This window comes from Thermosulfuriphilus ammonigenes (assembly GCF_011207455.1).
GTDB lineage: Bacteria > Desulfobacterota > Thermodesulfobacteria > Thermodesulfobacteriales > ST65 > Thermosulfuriphilus > Thermosulfuriphilus ammonigenes.
Genome location: NZ_CP048877.1, coordinates 983,466 through 1,006,071, shown reverse-complemented (window position 1 = coordinate 1,006,071; position 22,606 = coordinate 983,466). Strand labels below are relative to the sequence as shown.

The 22,606-nt window shown below is 56.2% G+C and carries 23 protein-coding genes, 2 tRNA genes, 1 other RNA gene and 1 pseudogene; 15 read left to right on the top strand and 12 right to left on the bottom strand.

Features of this window, described 5'->3' with window-relative positions; translation table 11 throughout:
- Positions 1-37: 37 nt before the first annotated feature.
- The 3 genes from G4V39_RS04920 to G4V39_RS04910 form a co-directional block, all read right to left on the bottom strand.
- On the bottom strand, positions 38-2,833 hold the full coding sequence (locus tag G4V39_RS04920; protein WP_166031869.1) for an Hsp70 family protein: 2,796 nt from the start codon (positions 2,831-2,833) through the stop codon (positions 38-40).
- 90 nt (positions 2,834-2,923) lie between these two features.
- Positions 2,924-3,754: an ATP-grasp domain-containing protein gene (locus tag G4V39_RS04915; protein WP_166031868.1), complete on the bottom strand. Its 831-nt coding sequence runs from the start codon at positions 3,752-3,754 to the stop codon at positions 2,924-2,926.
- Positions 3,747-4,808, bottom strand: a complete 1,062-nt coding sequence (locus G4V39_RS04910) for a class I fructose-bisphosphate aldolase (protein ID WP_166031867.1) — start codon at positions 4,806-4,808, stop codon at positions 3,747-3,749. The genes G4V39_RS04915 and G4V39_RS04910 overlap by 8 nt, the downstream gene beginning before the upstream one ends.
- A 125-nt stretch (positions 4,809-4,933) precedes the next feature.
- On the opposite strand from G4V39_RS04910, the gene ispF reads away from it, so the two are divergent.
- Together ispF and fbp are read left to right on the top strand one after the other, a co-directional pair.
- A complete protein-coding gene (gene ispF, locus G4V39_RS04905) occupies positions 4,934-5,440 on the top strand; it encodes a 2-C-methyl-D-erythritol 2,4-cyclodiphosphate synthase (RefSeq protein WP_166031866.1) in 507 nt (168 codons plus the stop codon).
- 75 nt (positions 5,441-5,515) lie between these two features.
- Positions 5,516-6,658 carry a fructose-1,6-bisphosphate aldolase/phosphatase gene (gene fbp / locus G4V39_RS04900; protein ID WP_166031865.1) on the top strand — a complete coding sequence of 381 codons (1,143 nt, stop codon included), beginning with the start codon at positions 5,516-5,518 and terminating at the stop codon, positions 6,656-6,658.
- Positions 6,659-6,773: 115 nt separating this feature from the next.
- Here the strand turns inward: fbp and G4V39_RS11435 are convergent.
- A pseudogene (locus G4V39_RS11435) lies at positions 6,774-6,881 on the bottom strand (hypothetical protein); the annotation flags it as partial.
- A gap of 197 nt (positions 6,882-7,078) precedes the next feature.
- On the opposite strand from G4V39_RS11435, the gene G4V39_RS04895 reads away from it, so the two are divergent.
- The 12 genes from G4V39_RS04895 to recR all read left to right on the top strand — a co-directional run bounded on the left by G4V39_RS04895 (position 7,079) and on the right by recR (position 14,701).
- Entirely contained in the window at positions 7,079-8,860 is a 1,782-nt protein-coding gene (locus tag G4V39_RS04895) for an AMP-dependent synthetase/ligase (protein ID WP_166031864.1), read from the top strand.
- On the top strand, positions 8,857-9,990 hold the full coding sequence (locus G4V39_RS04890; RefSeq protein WP_166031863.1) for a class I SAM-dependent rRNA methyltransferase: 1,134 nt from the start codon (positions 8,857-8,859) through the stop codon (positions 9,988-9,990). The genes G4V39_RS04895 and G4V39_RS04890 overlap by 4 nt, the downstream gene beginning before the upstream one ends.
- A 152-nt stretch (positions 9,991-10,142) precedes the next feature.
- Complete coding sequence (locus G4V39_RS04885) at positions 10,143-10,895, top strand: carbonic anhydrase (protein WP_166031862.1); 753 nt, start codon at positions 10,143-10,145, stop codon at positions 10,893-10,895.
- A 132-nt stretch (positions 10,896-11,027) separates the two neighbouring features.
- The gene (locus G4V39_RS04880) at positions 11,028-11,225 is read left to right on the top strand and encodes a CooT family nickel-binding protein (protein WP_166031861.1); all 198 of its coding nucleotides are present in this window, start codon (positions 11,028-11,030) and stop codon (positions 11,223-11,225) included.
- The gene (locus tag G4V39_RS04875) at positions 11,218-11,400 is read left to right on the top strand and encodes a DUF8180 domain-containing protein (protein WP_166033070.1); all 183 of its coding nucleotides are present in this window, start codon (positions 11,218-11,220) and stop codon (positions 11,398-11,400) included. Before G4V39_RS04880 ends, G4V39_RS04875 begins: the two co-directional genes overlap by 8 nt.
- 57 nt (positions 11,401-11,457) lie before the next feature.
- Entirely contained in the window at positions 11,458-11,916 is a 459-nt protein-coding gene (tadA, locus tag G4V39_RS04870) for a tRNA adenosine(34) deaminase TadA (RefSeq protein ID WP_166031860.1), read from the top strand.
- A 4-nt stretch (positions 11,917-11,920) separates the two neighbouring features.
- Positions 11,921-12,013 (top strand) — tRNA-Ser (locus G4V39_RS04865).
- 17 nt (positions 12,014-12,030) lie between these two features.
- Positions 12,031-12,123 (top strand) — tRNA-Ser (locus G4V39_RS04860).
- Between the two features lie 15 nt (positions 12,124-12,138).
- Positions 12,139-12,237: signal recognition particle sRNA small type (ffs, locus tag G4V39_RS04855), an RNA gene on the top strand.
- A 12-nt stretch (positions 12,238-12,249) separates the two neighbouring features.
- Positions 12,250-13,776 (top strand): DNA polymerase III subunit gamma/tau, encoded by a 1,527-nt coding sequence (gene dnaX / locus G4V39_RS04850; RefSeq protein WP_166031859.1) that lies wholly within the window; start codon positions 12,250-12,252, stop codon positions 13,774-13,776.
- A gap of 2 nt (positions 13,777-13,778) precedes the next feature.
- The gene (locus G4V39_RS04845) at positions 13,779-14,090 is read left to right on the top strand and encodes a YbaB/EbfC family nucleoid-associated protein (RefSeq protein ID WP_166031858.1); all 312 of its coding nucleotides are present in this window, start codon (positions 13,779-13,781) and stop codon (positions 14,088-14,090) included.
- Between the two features lie 5 nt (positions 14,091-14,095).
- Entirely contained in the window at positions 14,096-14,701 is a 606-nt protein-coding gene (gene recR, locus G4V39_RS04840; RefSeq protein WP_166031857.1) for a recombination mediator RecR, read from the top strand.
- Here the strand turns inward: recR and G4V39_RS04835 are convergent.
- Both G4V39_RS04835 and G4V39_RS04830 read right to left on the bottom strand, forming a co-directional pair.
- The gene (locus G4V39_RS04835) at positions 14,691-15,965 is read right to left on the bottom strand and encodes a dihydroorotase (protein WP_166031856.1); all 1,275 of its coding nucleotides are present in this window, start codon (positions 15,963-15,965) and stop codon (positions 14,691-14,693) included. The genes recR and G4V39_RS04835 overlap by 11 nt on opposite strands.
- Positions 15,949-16,893, bottom strand: a complete 945-nt coding sequence (locus G4V39_RS04830; protein ID WP_166031855.1) for an aspartate carbamoyltransferase catalytic subunit — start codon at positions 16,891-16,893, stop codon at positions 15,949-15,951. Before G4V39_RS04830 ends, G4V39_RS04835 begins: the two co-directional genes overlap by 17 nt.
- A gap of 161 nt (positions 16,894-17,054) precedes the next feature.
- Here G4V39_RS04830 and fdhD point away from each other — a divergent pair, with 161 nt between their 5' ends.
- Positions 17,055-17,834 carry a formate dehydrogenase accessory sulfurtransferase FdhD gene (gene fdhD / locus G4V39_RS04825; RefSeq protein ID WP_166031854.1) on the top strand — a complete coding sequence of 260 codons (780 nt, stop codon included), beginning with the start codon at positions 17,055-17,057 and terminating at the stop codon, positions 17,832-17,834.
- Here fdhD and G4V39_RS04820 read toward each other — a convergent pair.
- From G4V39_RS04820 to G4V39_RS04795, 6 genes are all read right to left on the bottom strand, one after another.
- Entirely contained in the window at positions 17,821-18,513 is a 693-nt protein-coding gene (locus G4V39_RS04820; RefSeq protein WP_166031853.1) for an ATP-binding cassette domain-containing protein, read from the bottom strand. The two genes, fdhD and G4V39_RS04820, sit on opposite strands and share 14 nt — an antisense overlap.
- Positions 18,494-19,270 (bottom strand): ABC transporter permease, encoded by a 777-nt coding sequence (locus G4V39_RS04815; protein ID WP_166031852.1) that lies wholly within the window; start codon positions 19,268-19,270, stop codon positions 18,494-18,496. The genes G4V39_RS04820 and G4V39_RS04815 overlap by 20 nt, the downstream gene beginning before the upstream one ends.
- Positions 19,267-20,214, bottom strand: a complete 948-nt coding sequence (gene wtpA / locus G4V39_RS04810) for a tungstate ABC transporter substrate-binding protein WtpA (RefSeq protein ID WP_166031851.1) — start codon at positions 20,212-20,214, stop codon at positions 19,267-19,269. Before wtpA ends, G4V39_RS04815 begins: the two co-directional genes overlap by 4 nt.
- Positions 20,215-20,299: 85 nt before the next feature.
- On the bottom strand, positions 20,300-21,091 hold the full coding sequence (locus G4V39_RS04805) for a formate dehydrogenase accessory protein FdhE domain-containing protein (protein ID WP_166031850.1): 792 nt from the start codon (positions 21,089-21,091) through the stop codon (positions 20,300-20,302).
- A gap of 9 nt (positions 21,092-21,100) precedes the next feature.
- Complete coding sequence (locus tag G4V39_RS04800) at positions 21,101-21,751, bottom strand: formate dehydrogenase subunit gamma (RefSeq protein WP_166031849.1); 651 nt, start codon at positions 21,749-21,751, stop codon at positions 21,101-21,103.
- Position 21,752: 1 nt separating this feature from the next.
- Entirely contained in the window at positions 21,753-22,604 is an 852-nt protein-coding gene (locus tag G4V39_RS04795; RefSeq protein ID WP_166031848.1) for a 4Fe-4S dicluster domain-containing protein, read from the bottom strand.
- Positions 22,605-22,606 lie beyond the last annotated feature (2 nt).

Genomic DNA, 22,606 nt, shown 5'->3' with positions numbered 1-22,606 from the left:
AGATTAACCGGACCGCCTTCGGTGTCAATCCCTCAAATTAACCCTTAAGGATAAGTCCTTCGGGCAGGCTTTCACCGTAGAGCCTGGCGGCCTCTGCCTTCTCCAGGGGCAGGGGTTCTTTTAGCTGACGGATGATCCCCTTGGCCTGGGGGAAGAGCTCCAGATAGGCGATGAGCCGGTGCCGGGTGTCTTCGTCAATGTCTCTGGCCCGATCGCCTGTCATCCGGCCCAGGTGGCCCAGGGCCTGGGCCAAGGCCCAGGCGGCCTTCCCGGCCTTGGCCGGAGGAGTAAAACGTTCGATGAGGTCCTGGATCCAGCGGCAGACCTCCGGGGCCGGAACGACCTCATTGGCTGGTCCGTACAAGGGTTCTCGGGCCCCCAGCCGGGAGATGGTAAGAAAGGCCAGGTTAAGGGGCAGCCCCCGGCCAATCTCCGCCAGCAAAGCCCGCCCCAGATCCACCTTTGTCTGCCAGGGAAGACGCTCCAGGTTTCCGGCCAGAAGCCACATTTCGATCTTTTCTTCCCGAAAGAAGCGGACCTTTTGGCGGGACTTTTTCCGCCGAGGGGGAATTAAGACCGGTTTTATCCGGGCCAGAATCTGATTTTGCTGACCGGCAGTAAGGCCTCCGGCCAGCCGGCGCCAGAATATCCACCACTCTCGGGCGCAACTCACATCTCGGGGGTAGGCAAGACCCTCCAGATGGAGGGGCCAGAGCTGTTTAACCCTCCAGGGATCAAGGGGATCACCGTAGCCCGGACGCATGAAGAAACCGGCCAGGTTGAGCCATCGGGCTTCGTGGGCTGGACTGCGCCGCCGTTCCTTTTTGAGCTCGATGACTACCTCGGCCAGGGCCCTGAGGAGACTGAGCGGCCACTGATCCCGTTCCATCTCCAGGATCTCCCGCAACCTGCGGGGTAGGGCCTCGGGAGAGGCCTGGCCGGAGAAGACAGCTCTTAAGGCCTCAGCAGCGGCCTCAAAACGTAGCCGAAGATCTTCTTCCAGACGGTCAACCAGGGCCCTTCTGTCTTCTTCGGTGGGTTCCACTACTACTCCTGTGGCCAGGGGGGCTGTCTCCCTGGATGGCTTCTCGCGGCGGAGGTCAAACTGGAGACGCCACCGATGAGGGCTCTCTAGCGAGCGACAAAAGACCTCCAGGGTCCCTACCTCGGTGAGCCTAGCTCCTACACGGACAGCGATGTGTCTTCTCTCCCCCTTTTTTCCATACTTAAGAACTGTTACCAGAGGCGGAAGCTCTGCCAGCTCTCCTTTAGAGAGGTTGACTACATCGCCTAGGCCATCTTCTTGGCGATCGGTAGCATGATAAAGGCTGAAGCGGACCGGGCGATTGGTGATAACATCAAAGTCTCGAGGAACTTCCAGTTCGCTACCCTCTTCGGTTCCCTGAGGGATAAGGCAAACAGCGGTTAGCTTATCTTTTTCAGGGCTGGCTACCCCCAGGTAGTAAGACCTTGGCACCCCCCCGCCGACCCTGATCCCCAGGCCCCGACGGACAAGGCCGTAATAGGCGGCCCCGAGGGAGATAGCCAGGTCAAGAGAAGGGTTTGTAAGTTCCCTGGGCTCCTGGCCGAACCACCCGGCCAGAGATTCAAGAATTCGTCTCCGGAGGAGGGTGGGTTTCATGGCCCCGCCGTTGAAAAGAACCAGGTTGGGAGCTCTTTCCCCGTGGCGGTAAAGGAAGGCCGCCAGGTGTTTGGTAATGGCTGTCTCCCGGGCATAGGGAAGCCCCCATTCTTTAAGCCCTCCGGGGACGGACTTAAAGCCTTTTAGGCCATCGTGCCAGGGCTGGGGCGGGAAGAATTCCTCAAGGATGAGGGACAAGACTTCTTCTTTTCTCAGCCGAGCCACCAGGGTCTCGGCAATAAGGGCTGTCCCCCGGCCAGTGAGCCTTACAGCTTCTTCCCCTGGGCCATCTTCGGCTAAGAGCCTTTCTTTAACCTGACGGCATTGGTGGGTGAGCATCTGGAAGCGAACCAGGTCCAGCCTGGCCCCGGAGAGCTTCTTTTCCACCAGACGGGCCAGGGCCAGGTCCATATTATCTCCTCCGAGAAGGATATGGTCTCCTACGGCGACCCGTTTAAGTTCAGGTCCCTCTGGCCCCGGTTGGGCTTCAATGAGGGTAAAGTCGGTGGTTCCTCCCCCGATGTCACAAACGAGAATGAGGTCTCCCTGGCGGATAAACTCTGTCCAGCCTTCCTCGTTGGCTGACAACCAGGCGTAGAAGGCGGCGGTAGGCTCCTCAATAAGGGTGACAGAGAGCCCGGCGGCCTTAGCGGCCTCAAGGGTGAGCTCTCTGGCCACCTCATCAAAGGAGGCCGGCACGGTGACAATGACCTCCTGGTTTTCAAACCGGGCCTCAGGGTCATCCTTGGCTATCGTCCAGTCCCAGGCCTCTTTTATGTGGCGAAGATATCGGGCCGAGGCCTCAACTGGCGAGACTTTCTGCACCTCCTGACCAGCCCCCCACGGAAGAATGGGTGACCGTCGATCCACTCCTCCATGGCAAAGCCAGCTTTTGGCCGATGAAACGAGGCGATTGGGAACCTTGAGCCCCTGTTGACGGGCGAAGACCCCGACGATGTAATTTCGATCCTTGTCCCAGGGCAGGGCGCATGATCCAGGTTCGAGATCAAATTCCCCCGGCAGATAAAGAAAAGAAGGGAGCATGGCCTGGGGAGAGAGTCGCCCCCGATCTATGAGCTGAGGGACCTCAAATATCTGCAAACGGGGTCGAGGCCCGGGTTCTTGAAGGTCCACATAGGCTACCGCCGAATTGGTGGTTCCCAAGTCTATCCCTATTAGATAGCGCGACATAGATTAGAAAACTCCACAAAGAAAAATTTCGTCTCTTATATAATCTGCTTATTATATCTAATTGATCCTGGCCTTTTTGCCAAAGGGAGCTTATGGAAGGCCTTTGAGGAAGCCCTCTATGGCCTCAAGAAGGAGGGCTTCAAAACCACCAAAAGGTTCAAGCCCCCGACGACCAAAGGTAAAGTTGATCTCCAGCACAAGGGGCTCGCCTTGGGGGGAAAAGGCCAGATCAAACCCGGCCAGGTTTATTCCCACCCGGCGGCAGATTTCCTTTATGAGGCTATGGCCGCGGGCTTGAAGATCTGGACGGTAATCGTAGTCTATTTCTCCCCCCCGGGCCAGATGATGATGAAACCCCGGCCGCCGGCGCCAGTAGCTGATAATCCGCTGGCCGATTACCGTCACCCTGAGGTCTTCCTGGAGCCCAGGAAGATACTCCTGAATGATAAGCCCTTCCCGGCCCTGTATCTCTAAGGCCTTCAGCCTGGATATGGCCTTTTTGAGATCCTCTTCACCGCTTATCAGCCAGGTGCCGCCCCCTTCGCCGCCGATATCCGCCTTGAGAACAAAAGGAAAGGCGGGGAGCCTGAGGGTGGGGCTCAGGGGATGATCTCTTAGGAGGGGTTCAAGCTGGAGACAAGCGATGGTTCGGGGGTGGGGAATATCAAAGGCGGAGAAGGCCAAAGCCTGCCCCACTTTGCCGGGGAACCGGAAACGAAAATCATAATTGGGAAAGGTAGGAGCCAGCTCCCGGGCCAGCCAATAAAGCTCCGGTCTGACCGTCTGGGGGAGGACAATGGCCCGGGCCCGGGAGAGTATTCCCAGCTCTCTGTCCCCTAAAAAGCCCTTGGCCCAGAGAAAGATGTCGCCTTCATAGAGGGGGTTTAAGGAAACTACCGGGGCCGATTCGGCCTCAGGCAATGGTTACCTCCGGACAAAGATAGACATCCTGAACAGCGTGAATGATGGCTATCCCCTCTTCCATGGGGCGCTGAAAGGCCTTGCGTCCCAGGATAAGCCCCATACCGCCGGCCCTTTTGTTGATTACCGCTGTGCGCACTGCCTGGGCCAAATCATTGTCGTCGGAGGGCCCCCCAGAGTTAATTAGCCCAGCCCGGCCCAGGTAGCAGTTGGCCACCTGGTAGCGGGTCAGGTCTATGGGGTGGTCGCTGGTTAGCTTCTCGTAGACGAGGGGATGGGTTTTGCCAAACTTAAGGGCCAAGTAACCACCATTTGTCTCCGGTAGTTTTTGTTTAATGATGTCCGCCTCTAAGGTCACCCCTAAGTGGTTGGCCTGGCCGGTTAAGTCCGCAGCCACGTGGTAGTCGGCCTCTTTGGTTTTGAAGGCCTCGTTGCGCAGGTAACACCAGAGGATGGTCACCATTCCCAACTCATGGGCCCGGCGGAAGGCCTGACTGATCTCCATGATCTGGCGCCGGCAGTGGGGAGACCCGAAGTAGATGGTCGCTCCTACCCCAATGGCCCCCATATCAAAGGCCTGTTTGATGTCGGCAAAGAGGGTCTGATCGTATTGATTGGGATAAGACAAGAGCTCGTTATGATTTATCTTGAGAATGAAGGGAATCTTGTGGGCATACTTTCGAGCCACACTCCCCAAAACCCCAAGGGTAGAGGCCACGGCGTTGCACCCGGCCTCAATAGCCAGGCGGACGATGGCCTCAGGATCAAAGTAGATAGGATTGGGGGCAAAGGAGGCGCCGGCAGAGTGCTCTATACCCTGATCCACCGGTAAGATAGAAAGATACCCCGTTCCGGCTAACCGGCCGTGGTTGAAGAGAAGCTGGAGATTTCTTAAAACCGCCGTGGGCCGGTCGCTAAGGGCTACCACCCGGTCAACAAAGTCAGGCCCTGGGAGGTGAAGCATCTCTTTGGGAATGGTCTGGCACCGATGTTCCAGCAGGTAAGAGGCCTCATCTCCTAAAAGCTCAGCAATTTTGTCAATTGTGGCCGACATCTTCGTCCTCCTTTCCCTTTCTAATTTTGCTAAGGTAATTCTTACTTCGAGGCAGTTCAATGAAACCCTTGAAAGTATTTTCGTGAATACCTATTCATTCCATGAGAAGTTTTTGGGGAGTCTGAATGGGAGAGCTTCGCGTGGGACATGGCTACGATGTTCATCCGCTGGTGGAAGGGCGCCCTCTGGTCCTGGCCGGAGTGGCCATACCCTTTGAGAAGGGCCTGGCCGGCCATTCGGATGCCGATGTTATCACCCACGCCGTCTGCGACGCCCTTCTGGGGGCCGCCGGCCTGAAAGATATCGGTCAACTATTTCCTGACTCAGACCCTCGTTTTCGTGGTATAGAGAGCCTTAAGCTCTTAAAAGAAGTGGTGGATCTTCTGTCCGAGAGGGGCTGGAGGGTGATAAACGTTGATGTAACCGTCGTCTGCCAGAGCCCAAAACTTGCTCCCTATCGGGAAGAGATGATAAGACGCCTCAGGGAGGCCATGGGGGAAGGCGCGGTAAACATCAAGGCCACCACTACTGAACATCTGGGTTTTATTGGTCGAGGAGAGGCCATTGCTGCCCACGCCGTCTCCCTGATCACCAAAGGCCAAGATCTGACCGGATGCCGTGATAGGCTCTGAAGATAGGGCCCGGCCGGGAAAGACCCGGAAGGGCTTTTATTTAAAAGATTGAGGAAAAGAGAAAGGAGGTATTCTATGAAAATCACGCTTTCTATCATTAAGGCCGACATCGGAGGATACGTCGGTCATTCTTCCACCCATCCCGAAGTGGTGGCTAAGGTAACGGAGGTAGCCCAGGCGGCCAAAGGGGATCTGCTTATAGACGTTTCGGTCCTTACCTGTGGTGACGACATTGCCTTGGTGATGACCCACCAGCAGGGGGTGGATAACGAGAAGATTCACAAGCTGGCCTGGGATGCCTTTGTGGCCGGAACCCAGGTGGCCAGAGACCTGAAGCTCTACGGGGCCGGCCAGGATCTTCTCTCAGATGCCTTCTCGGGCAATGTTCGAGGCTTAGGACCGGGGATTGCCGAGATGGAGTTTGAAGAGAGGAAGAGTGAGCCGGTGATTGTCTTTTTCGCCGACAAGACCGCCCCCAGCGCCTGGAATCTTCCCCTCTACGAGATGTTTGCTGACCCTATGAACACCGCCGGCCTGGTTATCGACCCTTCAATGCACGGTGGCTTTACCTTTGAGATTATGGATGTTTATACCGGGAAGGTGGTCAAGCTGAAGACTCCGGCCGAACTTTATGACCTTCTGGCCCTTATTGGTTCAGTAAGCAAGTATGTCGTTCGGGCCGTATACCGCAATTCCGATGGGGAGATAGCGGCTGCGGCCTCTACCCAGAGGCTTTCTCTTATGGCCGGTCAGTATGTGGGTAAGGATGACCCGGTCCTGGCGGTGAGGTCTCAGAGCGGTTTCCCGGCCATTGGAGAGATCCTCGAGCCCTTTGGACGTCCCTGGCTGGTGGAGGGCTGGATGCGGGGGTCCCACACCGGTCCTCTGATGCCCGTCTCCTTTAAGCAGGCAAAACCCACCCGGTTTGATGGTCCGCCCCGGGTAATTGCCGCTGGCTATCAGATCTGCAATGGCCGACTGGTAGGTCCGGTGGATCTCTTTGATGACCCGGCCTTTGATATGGCCAGGCACGAATGCTCCTACATGGCCAATCGCCTGCGGCGCCAGGGAATCTTCGAACCCCACAGATTGCCTCCCGAGGAGATGGAGTACACCACTTTGCCCAAGGTTATGGAGCGCCTTAAGGATCGTTTTATGGATTCGGGAGAAAAGATGGCCAAGGATGCCAAAATACTGGAGAAGGAAGATATGGACTAAAATTTAACAGGGCTTAAGGGGGGCGGCCAAAAAGCCGCCCCCCTTAAAATTGCCGGTCTTTAAAGGTGATTTTCACCAGAGGCTCTTTGGGAAGGAAGCTCCCCTTTAAGCCCCCTTACAGGCGGTCACACCGAGTGTAGGCCAGAATGGTTTCGATCTCTTCGTCTATTTCGTCTTTAAGATCTGAGAGGCGATACGTCCGCTGACAGACCTGGCAGCGGAAATAAACCGAGCGTCAGCTCCGAAAGAGTTCTAGCTTGGCGCCGCAAATCTTACACTTCAAAGTGAGTCCCCTCCCCACAGGATTTCTTTTTAGAATAGCCTTATCGACTCCTAAAAACAACCTCTTCCCGGCTTTACCTTCCGGGCTTGTGTTTCTTACCTCCTCTGGTATGAGCTCTTTAAAAACATTTTGGATAAATGGCTGACGAAAACCCCATGATTACCACCGTTTCTGATCTCATCTTCCGGGCTGTAAAGGCCTACGAAGGTCTTCCAGCCCTGACGTTCAGGGAGGGGAAAAGCTGGCAGACCATTTCCTATGGTGGGTTGTGGCAGAGGGCAAGCTTTCTGGCCCGGAAGTTTGAGGAAAGGAAGCTCTCTCCTCGGGAGAGGGTGGCCATCTATATTGACAGCGGTCCCAACTGGTTAATTGCGGATCTGGCAGCCCAGATAGCCGGTTTAGTCACTGTTCCCCGAGGAATCTCTGCCCCCGAGGAGGAACTGGCCTTTCTCCTTGATCACTCCCAGGCCATGGCTGTGGTCGTCGAGCCCCAAGGGCTTTCTAAGTTGGAGAAGGTGCTTTCCTTAGTGGCCCGAGACCCGGAAGTCTTTGTTGTAGAGAACCTGGGTCAGGATGAGTTTCGAAAGCCAGGGGCTCTCCCTGACGACCTGGCCACTATTGTTTACACCTCTGGCACCACCGGCAACCCCAAGGGAGTAATGCTTACCCAGGCCAACATTGCCTCCAACGTCTTGGCCTGCCAGACTGTGCTCAGGCCTCGGCCGGGAAAGCGCTATCTCTCCCTTCTTATGCCCTACCATATGCTGGAGCGCACCGTTGAGTATCTTCTCCTGTCTTCCGGGGTAGAGATAATCTTTAGCGACAAGCGCCATTTTCGGGAGGACTTAAGGCGCCATCGCCCTCATTATCTGGTGGGGGTTCCCCGTCTCTGGGAGGCCTTTTATCAGCGGATCAACCAGGAGGTGGCTTCAAGGGGGCTTGAGGCCTGGTTTAAGCGAGCCCTGAGGGTGGGGCTCCTCTTCCGCCGTTCCCTTAAGATGATCCGGGGGGAGACCGCGGCCGTCGGCCCCATGGCTCGCCTTAAGCATCTTCTCGGCGGCCTGGGCGGCGGTCTTATCTTCTTCCTCCCCTGGCTTCTGGCTGAGGCCGTTTTCTTCCGGCGGCTGAGGGGGGTTTTTGGCGGCTCGGTGGAGATGGCCATAAGCGGCGGGAGCACGTTGGCTCCCGAACTTGATGATTTCTACGAGGCCATAGGGATGCCCCTCTTTAACGGCTACGGCCTCACCGAGACCTCTCCGGTGATCTCTGTTCGTTATAAGGGACGTAACCTGCCAGGTACAGTAGGGCCGCCCCTGCCGGGAACGGAGATCCGCATTGAGCCTCCAGAAAAGGGGGAGGTTTTGGTCAGGGGGCCTCAGGTGATGAAGGGGTACTGGCAAAATCCTTCGGCCACTGCCGCCATTTTTACTGATGACGGTTTTCTTAAGACCGGGGATCTGGGTTGTTTTACTCCTCGGGGAGATCTTATCATCTGTGGTCGCCTTAAGGATGTCATTGTCCTGTCCAGCGGTGAGAACGTTGATCCTGACCCCATCGAGGCCCTCCTTTTTGAGAGCCCCTTTATCTCCCAGGTGATGCTTGTTGGTCAGGATCGCAAATTCCTTGGGGCCTTGGTAGTCCCTGATCGAGAAAGGCTTCTGGAGTGGGCCAGGCAAAGGGGGCTTGATCTGAGTTGGCCGGATCTCTGCCGATCTCCGGAGGCCCGGGACTTTATCCATCAGGAGATAAAGGCCATTCTTTCCCGGGCTCGAGTCCATCCCTTTGAGCATGTAGGGGCAGTCCGGCTCATTCCCGAGGATTGGACTCTGGAAAACGGGCTTCTCACCTTCACTTTAAAGAAGAGGCGGGCCCTGATCAGTAAAAGATATGCCCATGAGATCGAGGAGATGTATTCGTGAAGGCTCTGCGTTTGACACCGGGAGGCCTTAGAAAAATTCTCTCCGGTCGCCTTTGGCTGAAGATGGACGATCTGGCCGAAAGCCCCCATTGGCCTCCGGGGACCTGGCTGATTCTCCTTAGCCCCAGAGGGGAGCCAGTGGCCACCGGATACCTTGATTTCCAGAGATCTATCGCTCTCCGGGTGGTGGCCACGGAGGTGGTTTCCCCGGAGGTGGATTTCTTTAGAGAACGTTTTAAAGCGGCCCTTTGCCTGCGCCGGGAACTTTTTCCGGGAGAGCCTGCCTACCGGTTGGTCTTTAGCGAGGCAGATTTTCTCCCGGGCCTTATTGTTGATCGCTATGGGGATCTTTTTGTCCTTCAGGTGGCCACCGTTGGCATGGCCACCCGTCTCAAAAGTGTTTTAGCGGCCCTAGAGGAGCTCTTTCCCCAAGGGGCTTTTTTCCTCCAACCCGGCCCAGGGCTTGATATTCCCCGGGGATTTGTTCGGGGGACCTTTCCTCTTCCCTACTGGGTGAAGGTAGGGGGTCTTCTTTTTCCAGTTGATCCTGAATCCGGCCAAAAGACGGGTCTTTTTCTGGATCAGCGGGAGAATCAGAAGGCCGCCTGCAGATTTTTCTCTGGTCGGCGGATCCTTGACCTCTTTTGTTACCTTGGCGGCTGGGCTCTCAACGCGGCGGCCGCCGGGGCCAGGGAGATCTTAGGGGTAGATCGTTCGGCCTGGGCCATCTCTCAGGCCCGGCTGGCGGCCCAGCGCAACGGTCTGGAGGTTCAGTTCCTCCAGGAGGATGTTTTCTCCTTTCTCAGGCGTCCTCAAAGGCCTTTTGACGTGGTCATTGTTGATCCGCCGGCCCTTATCAAAAAGAGATCACATCTTGCCGCCGGCCTTAGAAATTACCGTCGTCTCAATCACTTGGCCATCAAAGCCCTGAAGCCTGGAGGGCTCCTCATCTCCTGCTCCTGCTCGCACCATCTCTCTCTCCAGGAACATCAGCACCTGGTGCAGCAGGCGGCCCAGGGGCTTCTCCGTCCTGCCCGTCTTCTGGAGATCCGGGGGCAATCTCCGGACCACCCTGTCCTTCTTTCCATGCCTGAGACCGCTTATCTCAAGTGTCTTCTGATCCGTGTTTAAGGCTCTCCTGTTTTCTGGAGTGTTTCTTTGTTAGGTAAAGCTTCAGCTACAGATTAAAAAGTTGTAGTAAATGCAAAAATATAATAGAAAACATTCCCATCGGGGAAGGGGCAGGGTGCCTGATAATAAAAAAGCGAGAAAGGAGGCGTGAAATGAAGAAAATAGTGGCATTTGTAGCCATTGCCCTTTTATTAACGGTTGGTCAGGTATGGGCTTCGGGGCACGGAGCTGCCGGCCCCAGCCCTTCGGAGGCCCTGGAGAAGGTAGTAGAGGGCAACAACGAATTTGTCTCCAGTCACCATCCGGAGTATTTTTCGGCTTATCAGACCTCTCAGCATCCTTTTGTCACCCTTATCACCTGCTCTGATGCCCGGGTGCATATGTCTGCCCTGCTCAAGGACCCCATCGATAAGATGTTTGTCATCCGCAACATTGGCAATCAACTGGTGGTCTCCCATGGGTCTATAGACTATGGGGTTCTTCACCTTCACACCCCTATTCTGGTCATCTTAGGGCACACGCACTGTGGGGCGGTCAAGGCGGCCATGGGAGATTATCGCAAGGAGACAGAGGCCATCCGTAATGAACTTGATCATCTCCATCTCCCTATCTCTGCTGACGACGGTCGGGGAGACTTTGAAAGCCGTTGGCTCAAGAATGTGGAGCGTAATGTGGACTGGCAGGTGGCCCAGGCCATCTCTTTTTATCACGACCTGGTCAAGGAGGGGAAACTGGTCGTGGTCGGGGCCGTCTATGACTTCATCAACGCCTATGGTAAGGGCTATGGTCGGATGGTCATCATCAATGTCAATGGAGCCACCTCTCCTGAGGCCATTAAGCGTCATTCTGTAACCAGCAAACTCTCCGAGAAGATCAAAAACCTGGTGGTGGCTGCTCACCACTGATTACCCAAGTGAGTCAAAAATCCGCCCCTTCCCCGGGCCTGCCAGCTTGATATTTTCTCCCACAAGATCTTGAAAAAAGCGGCTGGACCCATTACCGAGAAAGAGTTCCGGGAAAACACTTGGGGGTAGGTAATGTGTCAGGCTAAGGTTGTCCTCCTTAAGGGGGACCAGGAAGAAGAGATTATGAAGGATGTCATCTGGCTTGAGGTCAAAGGGGATGAGGTCAACCTGAGAACCTTCTTTGACCCTCCCTCTAGCCTGCGGGCCACCGTTGAGAAGATAGACTTCCTCAAACATATTGTTTATTTAAGGAGAAGTGATGATGGATGATCGTGAGCGTCTCAAGGTTCTTATCCCCCACTGGATAGAGCACAATCAGGAACACGCCAAGGAGTTTGAGTCTTGGGCCGAGAAGGCCGGGGAAGCTGCGGAAGACCTCCGTCAGGCCGCCCGTCTGGTCTATGAGGCCAATGAGGCCCTTAAGCGGGCGGCTGAAAGGCTCTAATTGTTGCCGCCTTCTAGAGCTCATGTTATTTTTTCTTGGGTTTTAGCTCTTTCAAAAATGAGAGAGGGTCTGGATGAGCTCTTTATGGCAGAGGCCCTTCTTGAGGCCGAAAGGGCTCAGGCCGCCGGTGAGGTTCCTGTAGGGGCTGTAGTTGTCTCCCCTGAAGGCGAGATCCTTGGGCGGGGCCACAATCTGGTTATCACAACCTGTGATCCTACGGCCCATGCTGAGATCAACGCTCTTCGTCAGGCCGCCCGGAAGGTCGGTAATTACCGGCTGCCAGGGGTCACTGTCTACGTGACCATTGAGCCGTGTCCTATGTGTGCCGGAGCTTTGGTCCTGGCCCGGGTTTCGCGGCTGGTCTTTGGAGCAGGGGATCCAAAATCCGGGGCCTGTGGTTCCCTGTATCAGATAGTCCAGGATCAGCGCCTTAACCACCGTCTGGAGGTGGTGGCGGGGGTCCTGGAGAATCGCTGCCGGGAGATCATCCAGGCCTTCTTTAGAGCACGTCGCTAAGCCCGGAGGGGTACCGAAGTGGTCGTAACGGGGTCGACTCGAAATCGACTGTCCCCTTAATCGGGGACCGTGGGTTCGAATCCCACCCCCTCCGCCAAAACGGCGTCATTATGCGGAGAGGTGCCCGAGCGGCCGAAGGGGCACGACTGGAAATCGTGTGTACGCCCACAAGGCGTACCGTGGGTTCGAATCCCACCCTCTCCGCCATTTTTATTTTTGGGCCGTTGGGTCCTGCGCAACGAATCCCTGTGAACCCCGCCAGGCCCGGGAGGGAGCAACGGTAGCAGGGCCCTTCGTGTGCCGCAGGGTAGCCCGACGGCCCTCTTTTTTCTTATGTCCTACCTAGTACTGGCCAGAAAATATCGTCCTCAGACCTTTGATCAGGTCGTTGGGCAGGATCATATTACATCCACTCTCAAGAGGGCCCTGGCTCTGGGCCGGGTGGCCCATGCCCTCCTTTTCTCCGGCATCCGTGGGGTGGGTAAGACCTCAGTGGCCCGGATTCTGGCCAAGGCCCTAAATTGTGAAAAGGGCCCGGCGGAGAACCCCTGTAACCAGTGCCCCGTCTGTGAGGAGATCACGGCCGGCCGGGCGGTAGATGTCTACGAGATAGACGGGGCCTCCAACAGAGGAATAGATGAAATCCGGGATTTACGGGAAAACATTCGTTTTATGCCTGTTCGGGCCCGCTACAAGGTTTACATCATCGACGAAGTCCATATGCTCACCAAAGAGGCCTTCAATGCCCTCCTTAAGACTCTAGAGGAGCCTCCGGCCCATGTCTTTTTTATTCTGGCCACTACCGAGGCCCACCGGATTCCTTTGACCATCCTTTCTCGCTGTCAGCGCTATGAATTTAGACGCCTGCCGGTGCGTCGGCTGGTGGACCACCTCCGGCGGGTAGCGGCCAGCGAGGGGGTAGAGATGGCCGAAGCGGCCCTTTCCCTTATTGCCCAAGCGGCCGAGGGAAGCATCCGGGATGCCTTGAGCCTTCTTGACCAAGCACTGGCTGCTGGGGCTCGAAGCGAGGAGGAGGTCATTGATGCTTTGGGCCTCATCAGCCGCCGGCTTCTTGTCGATCTTATCGAGGCCATTCTGGCCTCAGATGCCCAGACGGCCCTTTCCCTGGTCGGCCAGGCGGCAGACTTCGGCTATGATTTGTTGCGCCTTTCTGAAGATCTGGTGCGTTCCTTTCGGGATCTCACCATTCTTAAGGTCTGCGGCGCTGATGAGGTTCTGGTTAACCTTCCCTCAGAGGAGATAGGGCGTCTTGAGTCTCTGGCCCGAAAGGTCTCAGTAGAGAGTCTACATCTTTATTTTCAGACCTTTCTCAGGGAACATGAGGGGGTGAGACGCTCGGCTCTTCCTCGTCTGGCCCTGGAGATGGCGGTTATCAAGGCCTGTGAGGTGAAAAATGTCCTCGGTCTTGAGGAGATCCTTAAGGAGATCAAACGCCTCCATAGCAGCACCGCTCAGTCTATGGTGGCATCAACTTCGCTACCTTCCGGGGAGACTCCCGGAGATCTTTCGGGGTTCCTTTCCTTCCTGAAGGAAAAGCATCCTTCCCTTGGGGCTTACCTTAACCAAGTCAAGAACAAGGTCTGGGACGGGCGGGTTCTTCGTCTCCAGGTGCCCAAGGGAGGGCTTCTTGAGCATAAGGATCGGCGTCAGAGTCTGGAGGCGGCCCTTAAGGAGTTCTTCGGCCCTGAAGTGACCTTGGAGCTTGATTTTCAAGAAGAAGAGCCAAACAATAGCCGAAACCTGCGCCGTGATATTCTTCAGGACCCTCTAGTCCAGGAGACGGTAAAGGTTTTTAACGCCCGGGTTACCGGGTTCAAACCACACCTGCGGAAGGAGTAGCTATGCACAATATCAAGGACCTTATGCGTCAGGCCCAGAAGATGCAGGCTCGTCTGGCCAAGCTTCAGGAGGAGCTGGCCGACAAGACGGTGGAGTCCAGCGTTGGCGGCGGTATGGTCACAGCCGTGGTCAATGGTCGCCAAGAGCTCGTTTCCATTAAGATAGATCCGGAGGTAGTAAACGCCGAGGAGGTGGAAATGCTTGAGGACCTCATCGTGGCTGCTGTCAATGACGCCCTTCGCAAGTCGCAGCAGATGGTTCAGGAGGAGATGACCAAACTTACCGGGGGAATGAAGATCCCCGGTCTCTTCTAGGGGCTATGGCCGCTTATCCTCCAGCCCTCCTCCGCCTGATCACCAATCTTTCCCGGCTTCCGGGGGTGGGGGAGAAGACTGCTACCCGTCTGGCCCTCCAGATTCTTCGCTGGCCCCGGGAGGAGGCGGTGGAGTTGGCCCGGAGCATTGCCTCACTCCATGAGAAGGTCTGTCTATGCTCGCACTGTCTTAACTTTGCCGAGACCGATCCCTGTCCTATATGTGCGGATCAGTCCCGACGATCGGATCAGCTTTGCGTCGTTGAGGATCCGGCGGCCCTGATGGCCGTGGAGAAGTCCGGGGTCTTTCGTGGTCGCTATCATGTTCTCCACGGTCTTCTCTCCCCTCGGGACGGTATCGGCCCCCAGGAGCTGAGGATAAAGGAGCTTCTTTCTCGTATCCCTAAGGAAGGCATTCGGGAGATCATCCTGGCCCTTTCTCCCACAGCTCCAGGGGAGGCTACTGCCGCCTATCTGCGAGACGTCCTTAACCGCAGTGGAGTACGGGTTTCCCGCATCGCCTGCGGGGTGCCCATGGGAATGGAGATAAAATACGTCGATGAGATGACCCTCCGTCTGGCCATCGAGGGGCGACGTGATCTTAGCGCTTAAAGGCCACCCTTCCTCTGACTAAGGTAAGGATAGCGGCCCCCTTCATCTCCCAGCCCAGAAAAGGGCTATTCTTACTTCGCGACTTCAGCCCCTCTGGCGTGACCCTCCAGGAGAGTTCAGGGTCAATTACGGTAATATCCGCGGGAGATCCGGGGCGGAGCTGGCCACCAGGTAAGCTCAGAATCCGGGCCGGATTGAGGGATAGAAGTTCCGCCATCCGGAGCCAGTTGATAATTCCCCGACGGACGAGCCTTAAGGTGAGTGGGAGGGCTGTCTCCAGACCAATGAGGCCACAGGCGGCCTGGGCAAATTCGACCTCCTTTTCCAAGACACTGTGAGGAGCGTGGTCGGTGGCAATGACATCGATGACCCCTTCAGCCAGGGCCTCAATAATGGCCTCTCGATCCTCTTCGGTGCGCAGGGGAGGATTCACCTTGGCCAGGGTATTGTAGCCGGCCACCGCTTCTTCGGTGAGGCTGAAGTAGTGAGGGGCGGTCTCTGCGGTTACGGGCACGCCAGCCTCTTTGGCCCGGCGGATAATTTCACAGGCCCCTTTGGTACTTACGTGGGCAATATGAATGGGGGCTCCGGTGAGGGCCGCTAGAGAAATGTCTCGAAAGATGGCCACCTCTTCGGCGGCCTTTGGTATCCCCTTAAGCCCCAAGAGGGTGGAAAGGGCGCCTTCGTTCATCTGGCCACCAGCCGAAAGGGCCAGCTCCTCGGCATGAGATATAATGGGCAGATTGAAATTGCGGCTGTACTCCAGGGCCAGGCGCATAAGGAAGGCATCGGCCACGGGGTGGCCATCGTCAGAGAGGGCCACGGCCCCGGCCTCTTTTAGGTCGGCAAATTCGGTCAGCCGCTTTCCTCTTTGCCCCACAGTGATGGCCGCCACAGGATAGACCCGGCAATGGCCTTGCTCCCGGGCCCTGTCTCGGATGAATTTGGTCACAGCCGCGCAGTCATTGGGCGGCTTGGTGTTAGGCATGGTGCAAACGGCCGTAAAACCTCCGGCAACCGCGGCTAAAGTGCCAGTCTCAATGGTCTCTTTATACTCTTCACCGGGCTCACGCAGATGGACATGGATATCAATGAGCCCGGGAAGGATCACCTTCTGGCGGCAATCGATAACCTCCAGACCTTCATCAGCGGGGATCTCCCGGTCAATGGCCCTGATTTGCCCTTCCTCGATGAGGAGATCGCCTTCCATATCTAAGGCGACGGAAGGATCGATAATCCGGCCTCCCTTAAGCAACAGCCTCACGGCTACCTCCAAGAAGCAGATAGAGTATGGCCATGCGTACGGCCACCCCATTGGTTACTTGGTCCAGAATCACCGAGTAGGGGCCATCGGCCACCTCAGGGCTTATTTCTACCCCCCGATTCATGGGGCCGGGATGCATGATAATGCAGTCCTTGGCGGCCAGAGAGACCCTCTCCGGAGTAAGGCCGAAGACTCGGGCATATTCCCTTAGGGAGGGGATGAGATCCCGGCCTTGACGTTCCTTTTGAATCCTTAAAGCCATGATCACATCGGCTCCGGCCAGGGCCTCTTCTATTTTGTAAGTTACTCTGGCCCCGAGACGTTCTATCCCCGGGGGAATCATGGTCGCTGGTCCGGAAACCCAAACCTCAGCTCCCAGTTTGCTGAGAGCCAGAATGTTGGAATGGGCCACCCGGGAGTGGGTTATATCGCCGACGATGGCCACCTTTAACCCTTTAATGTTTCCCTTTTCTTCCCGGATGGTCAGTAGATCCAGAAGGGCCTGGGTAGGATGCTCATGGGTTCCGTCTCCGGCGTTGATCACCGAGGCCCTAACGTGGCGGGTCAGGAGATGGGCCGCTCCGGAGAAGGGGTGTCTGAGAACAATTATATCCGGGGCCATGGCCTCGAGGTTTTTGGCCGTATCGATGAGGGTTTCTCCCTTAACCACCGAACTGGCCGAGGCGGTGACACTGACGGTGTCCGCAGAGAGCCTCTTGGCGGCCATCTCAAAGGAGATCCTGGTTCGGGTGGAAGGTTCAAAGAAGAGATGGACAATGGTCTTGCCCCTTAAGGTGGGGACCTTCTTGATGGGACGGGATAAGATCTCTTTCATGGAGGCGGCGGTCTCCAGAATGAGCTCTATCTCAGCCCGGCCGAGCTCGGCCATTCCTAGGATGTGCCGATGAGGAAAACTTGCCTTTTCCATACTTTGATCCAAAAATAAAAAGACCTCCGGCCTCAGGGCCTGGAGGTCCTACCAGAGTGGCGAGAGAGAATTTCCAGAGAGTTGGTCTTCATCGGTGGCCAATCTCTAGCACAGGGGTCCGGTCAGGGTCAAGGCCGGAGAGAGCTTTTGGGGAGAAAGAGGTGACTCAGTTTACCCTTAAATACCAAACGGTGGTCAAAGAGCCCCATCAAGAGAGGCTCCAGGGAGAAGAGATCGTTTTAGAGGTACCCTACCGAATTTACCTCAATGAGGTCCTTATCGGCTCCTCCATGGTTTTGCCTACGGGGCTTGAGGAATTCGGCGTGGGGTTTCTCTTTGCCCAGGGCTATATCTCCCGTCCGGAGGAGGTCAAAGAGGTTCGGGTCTGCGATCAGGGAGCTATATACGTCTATGCCGATGTTGAGGTAACCACCAAGGATACCATTGTCACCTCGGGCTGTGGGGGCACCGGTAAGATTTCTCGAGATTTTCTCGAGCGAGATTTTGAGTCTTTGGCCGAATACCGTTTGCACCTCAAAGAGATGCGGCAGTTCATTCTGGAGGTCCTTAAGGCCTCAGAGCTCCAGCGCCGGACTCACTGTGTCCACGCCTGCGGTCTTTGGGAAGAAGGTCGCCTGGCCCTCTTCTACGAGGACGTGGGGCGTCATAATGCTGTGGACAAGATCGTCGGGGCCATCCTTCTGGGTAAAGCCAGCCCTCGCGGGGCTGTCTACACCACCGGGCGTCTGACTTCAGATATGGTCCTTAAGTGTGCCCGGATAGGTATTCCCATTGTTATGTCCCGGACGGCCACTTCGTCTTTGGGGCTGGAGATCGCCCGCCGGGCCGGAATCACCCTTGTCTGCTATGCCCGTCCGGATCGGGCCAATGTCTTTCATGCTCCGGAGAGAATTCTCAAAGACGGCTCTAGTCCTGAATAAGATCCAGCTCCCGAAAGAAGGCAGCCACCAGACTGACAAAGGGGCTCATCTTTCGGCAGCGCAGGAATCCTCCCCAGTCTCCCTGATAGATAAGGCGACCTTCTTCAATGACGAAGATCTTCTCGGCCAGAAGGTGGGCCTCTATGGGATCATGGGTGACGTGAAGGATGGTTAGCTGGAAACGTTCTTTGAGCTCCTTGAGGAGTCGGATCAGCTCCAGGCGAAGGTGGAAGTCGAGGGAGGAGAGGGGTTCATCAAGAAGGAGAACCCGGGGGCCGGCCATAAGGGCCCGGCCCAGGGCTACCCTCTGAGCTTGGCCTCCAGAGAGATCCCGGGGGAGGCGATCAAGGAGGCCATTAAGGCCGAGGGTTCTTATCAGTTCGTCAAGAAAACTCTGGGGTGGTCTTTGCCCTCGAGCCAGGTAGCTGAAAGTGAGGTTTTCATAAACAGAAAGATGGGGGAAAAGGCCTAGGTTCTGGGGAAGATAGACGATTCTGTTCTCCTTGGGAGACTCTACTGTTCCCTTGTCAGGGGTGACAAATCCGGCCAGCAACCTCAGCGTCAGGCTTTTCCCTGAGCCGCTGGGGCCAAGCATTACGTGATAAGTCATGGGATCAAGGCGGATATCCACCTCCAGCTGGAAGTCACCCAGGTTTTTTTTAAGTCTGGCTCGAACCATAGATTTTTCGCAGTCCCCAAAAGATGCTAAAGAATAGCCCCAGATTTATAAGGAGCCCCAGGGCGGTAATCCCCTGGGCCGCCTTAAGACCTTCCTCCTGAAAGCGTTCCAGGATGAGAATGGTAATCACCCGCGGATGGTAGGCCAAAATGAGAAGGGAGCCCATCTCGCTTATGGCCCGGGCAAAGGAGAGAACCGCTCCCCGAAAGATTGCTGGGGCGGCCAGAGGAAAAATGACCTTTCTCCAGGCATAGAGGCGACTGGCTCCAAGATTGATGGCCACCAGCTCCAGCTCTTCTGGCACTTGTCGGAAGCCCACGGTTGCGGCAGCCACTAGGTAGGGGAAACCCACATACCACATGGCTAGAACGACCGCCGGAAAGCTGTCGGCCAGATAGAGGCCCCACCGGGCCAGGGCTCCTCCCAGGGGACTGGCCGGACCAAGGGCCAGGAGGAGCATGATCCCCACGGCCACGTGAGGAATGGCCACCGTGAGGTTGATTACTCCTTCCAGAAAGTCGGTCAGGAGATTGCGGTATCGGGCCAGGAAGTAGGCCAGGGGTACGCCGGTGATCAGGGAGGCCAGGGTGGCCAAGGCCCCGCCCAAAAAGGTAACTTCAAGGGCCCTCCGGACCTCTATATCCTTAAAGGCGGCTACAGTTGAGGTCCCGGCGGAGATAAAGAGATAAATCAATGGCCCCAGAAGGACCATAAGTCCCAAAAGGGCCAGTATCCGGGCCGTAAGGCGGAGGGTCATGGCCTAATGAGCTTGGGAGGAGAGAGGGGACGGAGATGATATTCCCGAAGGATTCTCTCCCCTTCAGAAGAGAAGAGGAACTCCATAAAAAGCCTGGCCGCCTCAGGGTGGGGGGCCCTCTTTAAAGGGGCTAAGCCGTAGGCAATCGGGCCGCCGGCAACCACTTCACCATTTTTCAATTTTACAGATACTTTTTGGTATCTTTCGGTAAGTGAGACTTCTCCCAGATTCTGAGAGGGGGGAAGCTCAATAAAGAGGCTCTGGTGGGCTAGGGCCACGCTACGGTATTCGAAGGCAAAATCCACCACCCCGGCTTCAAGAAGGGCCAGAAGCTCCACAGACTTGGGACGAATCTTGACCTTCGGCCCTCGAGCCCTGAGCCTGGAGGGGAGCTTGAGGAGCACCCCGGATTCCTTCTCTTCCACTGTTACTCCCAACTCCCGAGAGAGATACTCTCTGAGGACAGGGAGTTCACCATTTTCAAGGGCCCAGAGGGCCAGAGCCATAAGAGAGCGGTAACCACAGGGATCAAGGTTGGGGTCTGAAAAGGCCCAGCGCCCCCCGGGGGACAGAAGGCGACGAGCCCAGTTTCGGGGAGATGGTGGAGAAGCCCCCCGGCGGTAGCAGAGAACAAGACTGTTTTCGGCAAAAACATAGACTCTTTCAGCCAGGTGAGGAAAGAGAAAGCGGGGTAGAAGGCGATAGTCGGCGCTGAAGATCAGATCGGCCCGTTTGCCGAGATCAGTGACCTTCCTTATGGCCAAAAGGGAACCGCTGGCCTCCCGGAGGACATCTATCTGGGGGTGGCTTTTCTCAAAGGCCTTCTCTACAGCTGCCAGAGGACCACTCAGGCTGCCGGCATGAAAGATGATTAGCTTCTCCCTGCCCTCAACTGGCGAGGAAAGGAGTATGATCAGCCCCAAAAGAAAGGCCACTAGCTTCATAGGATCCTCTGAGAAAAAAAAGTCTTTTCAAGGGGCTAATTACTAACATTGAGGGGAAACACTTAGCAAGCTCAAAATTGTTTGATCAGGGTGGCCACAGAAGGCCACGGGCCCATCGTTTAAGACCCTTTTTCTCCAGAGCCAGATCAAACTCCAGGATGGCCAGATCCTCTACCAGGGCCAGGCTGTCTGCCTCAAGCTCCCGGGCTTCAATGATTTTAAAGTAGGTTTTCTCCTCTTGGGGGCAGAGGTGGGCCCTGACTGTGGGAGTCTCCTGGGCAAACAGGTAATTTGTGTCCTGGTGTTCCTGACCACAGAGGGGACAGAAATCCCGCCTTACTGGCCAGCGAAGATAGCAGGCCGGACAGAAAAGATAGCGTCGTCCTTCTTCAGAGGAGTTGAGACCAAACTGGGGCCTTGAGCCGCAGCAGGGGCAACGGTTGGTGCGGAGAGTCCCTTTAGAAGGCCCCTCTCCGACCAAAAGGGCCGGCAGGACCAAAAAGCCCAGAAGGTTCAGAAGGGAGAGGTTTAAGTTTTTCTCCCGGGCTTTGCGAAGGAGATAGCCGGTCTCCTCGGCAAGGGTGGCCTTAAGAAACCGGGCCATAACATCTGCTCGGCGGAAGGCTATTCTGACCCCGGGGACCTGGGTGGAGACAGGGGGAGGGAATCCTTCAAGGGCTGTAAGGGCCTGGATAAAAGTTTCTTTTAAGGTTTTGCGTCCCCGGGGAGAGAGAAAATCTTCTGGTTTCAGCCTTCCCCCTGTCTGCCTTCCCTGAAAGGAAAGGGCCCTTTTGAGAAGCTCAAGAGGGGCCGCTGAATGAGGTCTTTCCTCGGTTAGCTGCCTGATTCTTGCCAGACAGAGGGCAAAATCAAACACTCTTTTCCCTCACAGAAGCCCCTTTTCCTTAAGCTCCTCATACCACTGAGGGTTATGCTCGCGGATATAATCTTCGTCTGCCTGGCCGGTGATCATGATCCAAAAGGTGCCCGGATTGGCAATGGTGGTCAGGTAAAGATGAACCAGCACGGCGGCAATAACCAGACCGGCGGCCAGGTCATGAAGGGCCAAATGGAGGGCCTGACCTGGTTGGGCCGGGGTGTACATAATGACAAAACCGGTGACGGCCAGGACAATTATCCCCAGAAGAACAAACCAGAAGAAGAGCTTTTGGCCGGCATTTACCCGTCCGGCCGGAGCCCGGACCCGATGACTGCGGTCAAGGTATCCTCCCAGCTTGGATATCCACTCGGCATCATAGGGGGCGAACCTGGCGTGAGGAAGGAGCTTAAGGAAGAATAGACCGGCGGAGATGACAAAGATCCAGGCAAAAAGATGATGGATAGCCTTTACCGCGGCATAGGAACCAAAGAGGTACACGGCCCAGCCAGCGCTTCGGTAGGTAAGGGCCAAACCGGTCAGGGCCAGAACAACAAAGGAAACCAGATGGACAAGATGCAAAAGGCGCTCCAGAGCCGAATATTTGACCACGGCCCTTTTGGCCTCGCCCCTCTCCTCAAGCAGGACTACCTCGGCCATTTTATCCTCCTTTGGGCTGACTGTCCTTGTTCTTTTCTTTGCGGATTCGGTGCGGCCCCACTACCACGTAGTGGATTATGGCCGCCGCTGCCGCCCCTCCCATGACCAGGGAACCTAAAGGATTGAAGACCTCCTTCCACCATCTAATTGGTCGGTTACCCTCAGGCCTGGCCGGTAACCAGGAATAGTTCCCAGGAGAAAAAGGCAAAATCAGCAGGACTCCTGTCTGGTAGCGCTTGGCCCCGTAGATGTCCGCCTGCTCAAAGCCCTGGGCTCTTAGTTGTTCCACCCTGGCCCGGGCCCGGGCCAGAAGATCGGCCCGCTCTCCGTATTCTAGAGCCCCGGTAGGACACGAAGAAACACAGGCCGGCGGCAGACCGTAGTCAAGGCGGTCTACGCAGAAATTACATTTGAAGACCTTTTTGCTGGCCGGGTCCATCTTCGGGACCCCAAAGGGACAGGCGTCGATACAATAACCGCAACCAATGCAGAGATCAGGGGTTATGTCCACCACTCCATCGCTGCGGCGCTTAAGGGCCTCCGGGGGACAAACCCGAACACAGTCGGGTTCCAGACAATGAAAGCAGCTCTGGCGATTAAAAAGCCAGCGAGGCAGGCCATGTTCGTCTTTCGTCTCGTCGAAGCGAATCACCAGCCAGGTCTGAGGGGTCAGATCTGGTGGGTTTTGATAGCTGCCGTAGTTTTTGGTTTTTTCTGCCGGCAAGTCATGCCATTGTTTGCAGGCCACCTGACAGCCACGACAGGCGGTGCACTTGGTGGCGTCAAAGAGGATGGCCTTGGCCTTTATGTTACGGTCATAAAGGGCCAGCGGCCCTTGGGCCTCTTTGCTCATTG